The organism is Castellaniella sp., from assembly GCF_034007085.1.
In the GTDB taxonomy this organism is placed as follows: Bacteria; Pseudomonadota; Gammaproteobacteria; order Burkholderiales; family Burkholderiaceae_B; genus Castellaniella.
The window spans coordinates 1-8,279 of the sequence record NZ_JAVERO010000101.1; the positions used below are offsets into that span (position 1 = coordinate 1).

The window sequence follows — 8,279 nt, forward strand, 5'->3', positions numbered from 1 at the left end:
GGACAGCTGGCTGTCTTCGTCCACATTGATCAGCGTGACCCCCTGGGTGGCGCGCCCCATTTCGCGGATTTCAGAAACCCGCGTGCGCACCAGCACCCCGCCGGTCGTGATCAGCATGATCTCGTCTTCGGGCTGCACCAGCACGGCACTGACGACCTTGCCGTTGCGCGCCGAAGTCTGGATGGCGATCATGCCCTTGGTGCCGCGCCCGTGGCGCGTGTATTCGACGATGGACGTGCGCTTGCCATAGCCATTTTCAGTGGCTGTCAGCACGCTCTGGGTTTCGTCTTCGGCCACCAGCAGGGCGATCACGGCCTGGCCGTCTTCCAGGGACATGCCACGCACGCCACGCGCCGTGCGGCCCATCGGACGCACATCGTTTTCATCGAAGCGCACGGCCTTGCCCGCATCGGAAAACAGCATTACATCGTGCTGGCCGTCCGTGAGTTCGGCGCCAATCAGGAAGTCGCCATCATCCAGGCCGACGGCAATGATGCCGGCCTTGCGGGGATTGGAGAAATCCGACAGCGGGGTCTTCTTGACCGTCCCGCGCGAGGTGGCCATGAACACGTAGCGGTCATCGCTGAACGCCTTGACCGGCAGCACCACCGTGATGGTCTCGTTGTCGACCAGCGGGAACATGTTGACAATGGGGCGGCCGCGTGAATTGCGTGACCCCTGGGGAACTTCCCAGACCTTGAGCCAATAGACACGCCCCCGGTCGGAAAAACACAACAGGTAGTCGTGCGTATTGGCAATGAAAAGCTGATCGATCCAGTCGTCTTCCTTGGTGGCGGCGGCCTGTTTGCCGCGCCCGCCCCGTTTCTGGGCCCGGTATTCCGACAGCGGCTGGCTCTTGATGTAGCCGCTGCGCGACAGCGTCACCACCATGTCCATGGGCGTGATCAGGTCCTCGGTTTCGAGTTCGGTGGCGTTGTATTCGATTTCCGAACGGCGCTGGTCATTGCTGGCGTTGGAAAATTCGGCACGAATCGCCTGCAATTCATCCCCGATGATCGTGGAGACCCGTTCCGGACGGGCCAGGATGTCCAGCAAGTCGGCAATGGTGTCCATGATTTCACGGTATTCGCCGACGATCTTGTCCTGTTCCAGCCCTGTCAGGCGCTGCAGGCGCATGTTCAGGATTTCCTGGGCCTGGACTTCGGACAAACGGTATTGGCCATCGGCCTGCAGGCCGAAATGCGCGTCCAGGCCCTCGGGGCGATAGGCCGCGCGGCCACCCGATGCGACGTCGGCATCGGCGCGTTCGAGCATTTCGCGCACCAGGGAAGAATCCCAGCTGCGATCCATCAGCGCCTGGCGCGCCACCGGCGGGGTGGGCGCGGCCTTGATGATAGCGATGAAGTCATCGATATTGGCCAGGGCCACCGCCAGGCCTTCCAGCACGTGGCCGCGTTCCCGGGCCTTGCGCAGCTGGAAGATGGTGCGGCGGGTGACGACTTCGCGACGGTGCTGCAGAAAATACTGCACCATCTGCTTCAGGTTCAGCAGGCGCGGCTGGCCATCGACCAGCGCCACCATGTTCATGCCGAAGGTTTCCTGCAGCTGGGTATTCTTGTAGAGGTTGTTCAGGACGACTTCGGGGACTTCGCCGCGCTTGAGTTCGATGACCAGGCGCATGCCATCCTTGTCCGATTCGTCGCGAATGTCGGAAATGCCCTCGATCTTCTTTTCGTTGACCAGTTCGGCGATGCGTTCCTGCAGGGATTTCTTGTTCACCTGATAAGGGATGGCGTCGACGATGATGGCCTGGCGGTTGCCGCGTTCCATGTCCTCGAAGTGGACCTTGGCGCGCATCACCACCCGCCCGCGTCCGGTGCGATAGCCCTCGCGCACGCCGGCCATGCCGTAGATGATGCCGCCAGTGGGGAAATCCGGCGCGGGGATGCGTTCGATCAGTTCGTCGATGGTGCAATCGGGATTGCGCAGGCAGTACAGGCAGCCCTCGACGACCTCGGACAGATTGTGCGGCGGAATATTGGTCGCCATGCCCACCGCGATCCCCGCACTGCCGTTGACCAGCAAGTTCGGCAGGCGCGACGGCAGCAGCAGGGGTTCCTGTTCGCTGCCGTCGTAGTTGGGGCCAAAATCCACGGTTTCCTGGTCGATGTCGGCCAGCAATTCGTGGGCGATCTTGGACAGGCGGACCTCGGTGTAGCGCATGGCGGCTGCATTGTCGCCATCGATCGAGCCGAAGTTGCCCTGGCCATCGACCAGCATGTAGCGCAACGAAAAATCCTGGGCCATGCGCACGATGGTGTCGTATACCGCCGAATCACCGTGGGGGTGGTATTTACCGATCACGTCCCCGACAATGCGCGCGGATTTCTTGTAAGCGCGGTTCCAGTCATTGTTCAGTTCGTGCATGGCGAACAGCACCCGCCGGTGCACGGGCTTGAGCCCGTCGCGCACGTCCGGCAGGGCGCGCCCCACGATCACGCTCATCGCGTAATCCAGGTAGCTGCGCCGCATTTCGTCTTCGAGCGAAATGGGCAGCGTCTCTTTGGCGAAAGAATCCATGGCGTATCCGAAAAACCCTTCAGGCTTGAATGACTGGACTGAACGCAGCCCCGGCCAATCGGTGATTCTATCATTCGCTCCAGCGTCTCTGGCTGAACGGCCCGCAACGGCAACCCGACAATCGGACTGCCCCAATGTTGCAAAAAGCCTACACCCAGCCACCTCCACCCGCGTAAATCAGGCCCAGAAAGGGCGCGGAGGGATTTGTGCTTAACCCGACGGATGAAATGCCTTAAGATTTCGGCTAACACGCATGAAACCCAGCGCAACTCTGAGCATTCCAACTCGACATTGCTATACTGGAAGCGTTCTTTCGATATGCGGCGGGGGTTCGCTGCGGTCACTTTCAAGCATCATGCTCAAACGAGGAGAAACATGAACAAACCCTCCAAAATCGCTATTGGACTCGCCATCGCTGCCATGGCCGCCGTCGGCACTGCCTCGGCCTCCGACAACTGGACCAACGTGGACGGCCATGTCTGGAAGGACGCGAGCGGCCAGAACTGCTGGCGTGATGCCTTCTGGACGCCGGCCACCGCTGCCGAAGGCTGCGGCAAGCCCGTCGCCGAAGCGCCCGTCGTCGCCCCGACTGCCAGCAAGGTCGTGCTGAACGCCGACACGTTCTTCGACTTCGACAAATCCAACCTGAAGCCCGAAGGCAAGCAAGTGCTGGATCAAGTCGCCCAGCAAGCCGATTCGATCAACCTGGAAACGGTCATCGCCACCGGCCACACCGACTCCATCGGTACCGAAGCCTACAACCAGAAGCTGTCCGAGCGCCGCGCCAACACGGTCAAGCAGTACCTGATCAGCAAGGGCGTGCCGGCCGACCGCATCTACGCCGAAGGCAAGGGCAAACTGCAACCCGTCGCGTCCAACAAGACCCGCGAAGGCCGTGCGCAGAACCGCCGCGTGGAAATCGAAATCGTCGGTACCCGCAAGTAATTCCGCAGACCGCACGAAACCGCCGCGCCCCTCGCGTGGCGGCTACAATAGGGCTCCGTTCAACGGAGCCCTATTCATTTCCGGATTCCCACTGGAGCCCGTCCCATGCATGCAGCCAACGCCGACCCGGCAGAACTCGAAAAATTCAGCGCCTTTGCCTCCAGTTGGTGGGACCCCCAGGGCGAATTGAAAACCCTGCACGACATCAACCCCCTGCGCCTGGACTGGATCCGCACCCAGGCCGGCCCCCTGGAAGGGCTGCGGGTGCTGGATGTCGGTTGTGGCGGCGGCCTGCTGTCCGAGGCCATGGCCACCGAAGGCGCCCAGGTCACGGGCATCGACCTGGCCAAGCAATCCTTGCAGATCGCTCGCCTGCACAGTCACGAATCAGGGGTCCAGGTCCAATACGAATGCGCCAGCGCCGAAGACTACGCGCAGCGCCTGCCCGGTCAGTTCGACCTCGTCACCTGCATGGAGCTGCTGGAACATGTGCCCGATCCGGCCTCGGTCGTCAGCGCATGCGCACGACTGGTACGCCCAGGTGGCCTGGTGTGCTTTTCGACCCTGAACCGCAACCCGAAATCATTCCTGCTGGCCATCGTCGCCGCCGAATACCTCATGCGCATGGTGCCACGCGGCACCCACAGCTACGAACAGTTCATCACTCCCAGCGAACTGGCTGCCGCCGCGCGTTCGGCCGGGCTGGAAGTCGTCGGGCTGTCCGGCATGGGCTACCAGCCCCTGGTGCGGCGCTACAACCTGACACGGGATACCAGCGTCAATTATCTGATGGCCGCAAGGCGGCCGGAATGACCCCGATGCGTCGCCTCGTCCTGTTCGATTTCGACGGCACCCTGGCCGATACGGCGCCCGACCTGGCTGCCGCCGCCAACCGCCAGCGCCACTATCGTGGCCTGCCGCCCCTGCCCTACGAAACGCTGCGCCCATACGCCTCGCACGGGGCGCGCGGCCTGCTGAAGGCCGCCCTCGATCTGGATGCCCGATCTGCCGAATACGAAGCCGCACGCCAGCGGTTTCTGCGCGACTATGCCGAGGCCATGCTGGTGCGCACCCGGCTGTTCCCCGGCATTCCAGAACTGCTGGACCTGCTGGGCGGACAGGCTTATGGCTGGGGCATCGTGACCAACAAGATCGAATCCCTGGCCCTGCCCATCGTGCGCCATCTGGGCCTGCAGGATCGCTGCCTGGTCACCGTCGGCGGCGACACCACGCCCCACACCAAGCCACATCCCGAACCGCTGCTGCATGCCGCCCGCCAGGCTGGCGTTGCTCCCGAACGCTGCATCTACATCGGCGACGATGAACGCGATATCGTGGCAGGCCAGTCGGCCGGCATGGCGACCGTGGCAGCCGCCTACGGCTATTGCACCCTGGACGATCCGACCCGTTGGGGCGCCGATGCCATCGCCAATTCCCCAGAAGACCTCTGGCCCCTGATCACACGCTGGGCCGGGGGCGGCCTGAATCTGCAACCATGAACCATACGCCGGCCAGGGCACCCCACCCCTTGCCGACAGAATCGGTCCGCAGTACCGGGCCATCAGCAATACCGAATCACGCAATCCGAAGGAATCCCATGGCTTCACACACGATCCGCGTCGGCATCGCCGGCTACGGCAATCTCGGGCGCGGCGCTCTGGCGGCACTGGCCCGCTGTCCCGACATGCGCCCGGCCGGCGTCTTCACGCGCCGGGACCCGGCATCGCTGCACCTGGCCGACCCCGCAGTGCCGGTGCTGCCCCTGGACCAGGCCGAGGCATACCGCGACCAGATCGACGTCATGATCCTGTGCGGCGGCTCCAAGAACGATCTGCCCGCTCAGGGCCCCGATCTGGCCCGATGGTTCACGACGGTGGACAGCTACGACACCCACGCCCGGATTCCTCAATACTTCAAGGCCGTCGACGCCGCCGCCCGCGAGCATGGCAATCTGTCCATCATCGCCGTGGGCTGGGACCCGGGGCTGTTCTCCATCCAGCGGCTGATGGGCGAGGCCATCCTGCCCACCGGCACTACCTATACCTTCTGGGGCAAAGGCCTGAGCCAGGGACATTCCGACGCCATCCGACGCGTGCCGGGCGTGCGCGCCGGGGTGCAGTACACGATCCCCGTCCCCGAGGCGGTCGAGCGCGTGCGGGCCGGCGAACAGCCATCGCTCTCGACCCGCGAAAAACATCGCCGCGAATGTCATGTGGTACTGGAACCAGGCGCCGACGCGCGCGCCGTCGAACAGGCCATCATCACCATGCCGGACTACTTTGCGGACTACGACACCACCGTGCATTTCATCGACGAAGCCACCCTGGTCCAGGAACACGCCGGCATGCCGCATGGGGGCTTCGTCATCCGCAGCGGCCAGACGGTAGCCGAACGCCAGACGATGGAATTTTCCCTGAAGCTCGACAGCAATCCCGCATTCACGTCCAGCGTGCTGGTGGCCTATGCGCGCGCCGCCTGGCGCATGAAGACCGCCGGGGAAACCGGCGCCCGCACCGTCTTCGACGTGGCGCCCGGCCTGCTGTCGCCCCAGTCCCCCGAGGCGCTGCGCGCTGCGCTGCTGTAGGCCAGCCGCCGCAGAACGTCCAGTGCCGCCCGGCACCCTGTGGCGCCGCACACCTGCAGTTCCACGCGCTCTTCTGAATTCCGGCCTGCTTGCCTATGGCCGTTGTGCACACTACCATGCCAAAAACAACATTCAGGAGCCAACCATGAAGCTGCCCTTCTTCAACCGCAGGGATTTCCTGAAATTTGCCGGGGCGGCCACCCTGCCCGGCCTGCCGGCCTGGGCGCAGGCGGGCAGCGATGCGGCCGCCGCCCTCGACGCTGCCCGGGCCGAAGGCAAAGCCACATTCTTTGCCAACATCACAGCCGTGCAGCCCATCATGGATGCCTTTCACAAGGCCACCGGCATCCAGGGCGAATACACGCGCATTGCCAGTTCCAAGTTCATCCCCACGCTGTTGACCGAGGCCGCCGCCGGCAAGCTGTCGGCGGACGTGGTGCAGGCCCCCTTGCCGATGCTGGAAATCCTGAAGGCGCAAGGCATCCTGGCCCCCTACCGGTCCCCCGCCGCCCAGGGCTACCCCGACTGGGCCACGCAGGACGACCACATCACCCTGTTCGGGGTGGAATACGTGTCCTACCTGTACAACACCGAACATGTCCAGGCGGCCGATGCCCCCAGAACCTACCAGGATCTGGCCGACCCGAAATGGCGTGACCAGATCGTCATGGCCAATCCGGCCAATCATGCCTCGACGATCTCCTGGCTGGTCGGGCTCAAGGAACAACAGGTCTTCGCCTCTGAAGACGACTGGATGGGGTTCATCAAGGCATTGGCCGCCAACAAACCCATGTTCGTGGCCTCGTTCGGCCCGACGCCGGCCCCCATCGAAAGCGGCGAAAAGCGCATCGCCATTTCCATGCCCAAGTACATCGTCACCAAGTCGCCCGCACCGCTGGCCTGGGGGCCGAAATCGGGCCCCTTGCTGGGTTCGGCCCGTGCCATCGCCGTCACGGCCCAGGCGCCCCGCCCGGCCGCTGCGCGCGCGCTTGTGGATTACTGGCTCAGCCGGCAAGCCATGTCGCTGCTGGCCCGGGATGTCGGCGAATACGTGCTGGCCCCCGGCGTGTACCCTCCGATTCCGGGCATCGACGAGGTCCGGGTCAAGGTCGTGCGCGATCTGCCCGACGACGAAATGCAGCGCTGGGGGCGCGAATTCAGCCGATTGTTCGGCCCCCGCTGAATCCAACGAGCGCCATGGAAATCCGCATCGAGGGCCTGTGCAAGACCTATCAGTCCGAGGGCCGCACCGTCGCCGCCCTGGACCACGTTGACCTGACGATCCCGGCCAACGAAATCTTCACCCTGCTGGGGCCCAGCGGCTGCGGCAAAACCACGCTGCTGCGTTGCATCGTCGGCCTGGAAACCCCCAACGCCGGTGAAATCCGCATCGGCGACGAGATCGTCTGGTCGGCCAAACGCCGCATTGCCGTCCCCACGGAAAAACGCGGACTGGGGATGGTCTTCCAGACCTACGCCATCTGGCCGCACATGTCGGTCTTCGACAATATTGCCTACCCGCTGCAGGTGCGCGGCACCCCTCGAGCCAGAATCCGCGAAAAAGTCGCCCAAGCGCTGGAATTCGTCCAGTTGCGCGGCGTCGAGCGGCAACCTGCCACACGTCTGTCGGGGGGACAGCAGCAACGAGTGGCCCTGGCCCGCGCCCTGGTCGCCGAGCCGCGCGTGATCCTGTTCGACGAACCACTGTCCAATCTGGACGCCAAGCTACGGGAAGAAACCCGCAAACTGCTGCGCCGCTTCCTGGGCGAACTCGGCATCACCGCCCTGTACGTCACCCACGACCGGGTCGAGGCCCTGGCCCTGTCGCACACGATTGCCGTCATGCAGGCCGGCCGCGTGATCGAAACCGGCACTCCGCAGCACATGTATTTCGACGCACGGCACCGCTATGTGGCGGATTTCATCGGCCGCGCCAACCAGTTCCCGGCCATCGTCCGCAACCGGGAAGGTGATTTCACCCTGGCTCGCTGCGGCCTGGGCACGATCCACTGCCAGGCACGCCCCCTGCCCGAAGGCGCCGAAGCCACGCTGTGCATCCGCCCGGAATTCATTCGCATCACGCGTCACGAAGTCGGGCCAGGCTTCAACGTCATCGAGGGCACGATCGAATCCATGGAATTCGTCGGCGAGGTCTACGAGGCCGAGATCCGCGTCAACGACGAGCGGCTGCTGGCCCGCATCGACCCCG

7 protein-coding genes are annotated in these 8,279 nt (G+C 64.1%); 6 read left to right on the forward strand and 1 reads right to left on the reverse strand.

Annotated elements, in window-relative coordinates; all coding sequences use genetic code 11:
* The coding region (gyrA, locus tag RBR29_RS09020) for a DNA gyrase subunit A (RefSeq protein ID WP_320348724.1) at nucleotides 1–2,541 on the reverse strand (2,541 nt) is incomplete at its 3' end.
* A gap of 375 nt (nucleotides 2,542–2,916) precedes the next feature.
* Here gyrA and ompA point away from each other — a divergent pair.
* The 6 genes from ompA to RBR29_RS09050 all read left to right on the forward strand — a co-directional run.
* Entirely contained in the window at nucleotides 2,917–3,486 is a 570-nt protein-coding gene (gene ompA / locus RBR29_RS09025) for an outer membrane protein OmpA (protein ID WP_320348725.1), read from the forward strand.
* Nucleotides 3,487–3,591: 105 nt separating this feature from the next.
* The gene (ubiG, locus tag RBR29_RS09030; protein ID WP_320348726.1) at nucleotides 3,592–4,299 is read left to right on the forward strand and encodes a bifunctional 2-polyprenyl-6-hydroxyphenol methylase/3-demethylubiquinol 3-O-methyltransferase UbiG; all 708 of its coding nucleotides are present in this window, start codon (nucleotides 3,592–3,594) and stop codon (nucleotides 4,297–4,299) included.
* Between the two features lie 5 nt (nucleotides 4,300–4,304).
* Nucleotides 4,305–4,985, forward strand: a complete 681-nt coding sequence (locus RBR29_RS09035) for an HAD-IA family hydrolase (RefSeq protein WP_320348728.1) — start codon at nucleotides 4,305–4,307, stop codon at nucleotides 4,983–4,985.
* 98 nt (nucleotides 4,986–5,083) lie between these two features.
* Entirely contained in the window at nucleotides 5,084–6,070 is a 987-nt protein-coding gene (locus tag RBR29_RS09040; protein WP_320348729.1) for a diaminopimelate dehydrogenase, read from the forward strand.
* A 145-nt stretch (nucleotides 6,071–6,215) separates the two neighbouring features.
* Complete coding sequence (locus RBR29_RS09045; RefSeq protein ID WP_320348731.1) at nucleotides 6,216–7,253, forward strand: extracellular solute-binding protein; 1,038 nt, start codon at nucleotides 6,216–6,218, stop codon at nucleotides 7,251–7,253.
* 14 nt (nucleotides 7,254–7,267) lie between these two features.
* Nucleotides 7,268–8,279 (forward strand): ABC transporter ATP-binding protein (locus RBR29_RS09050; RefSeq protein WP_320348733.1); only part of this gene is annotated, 1,012 nt, incomplete at its 3' end.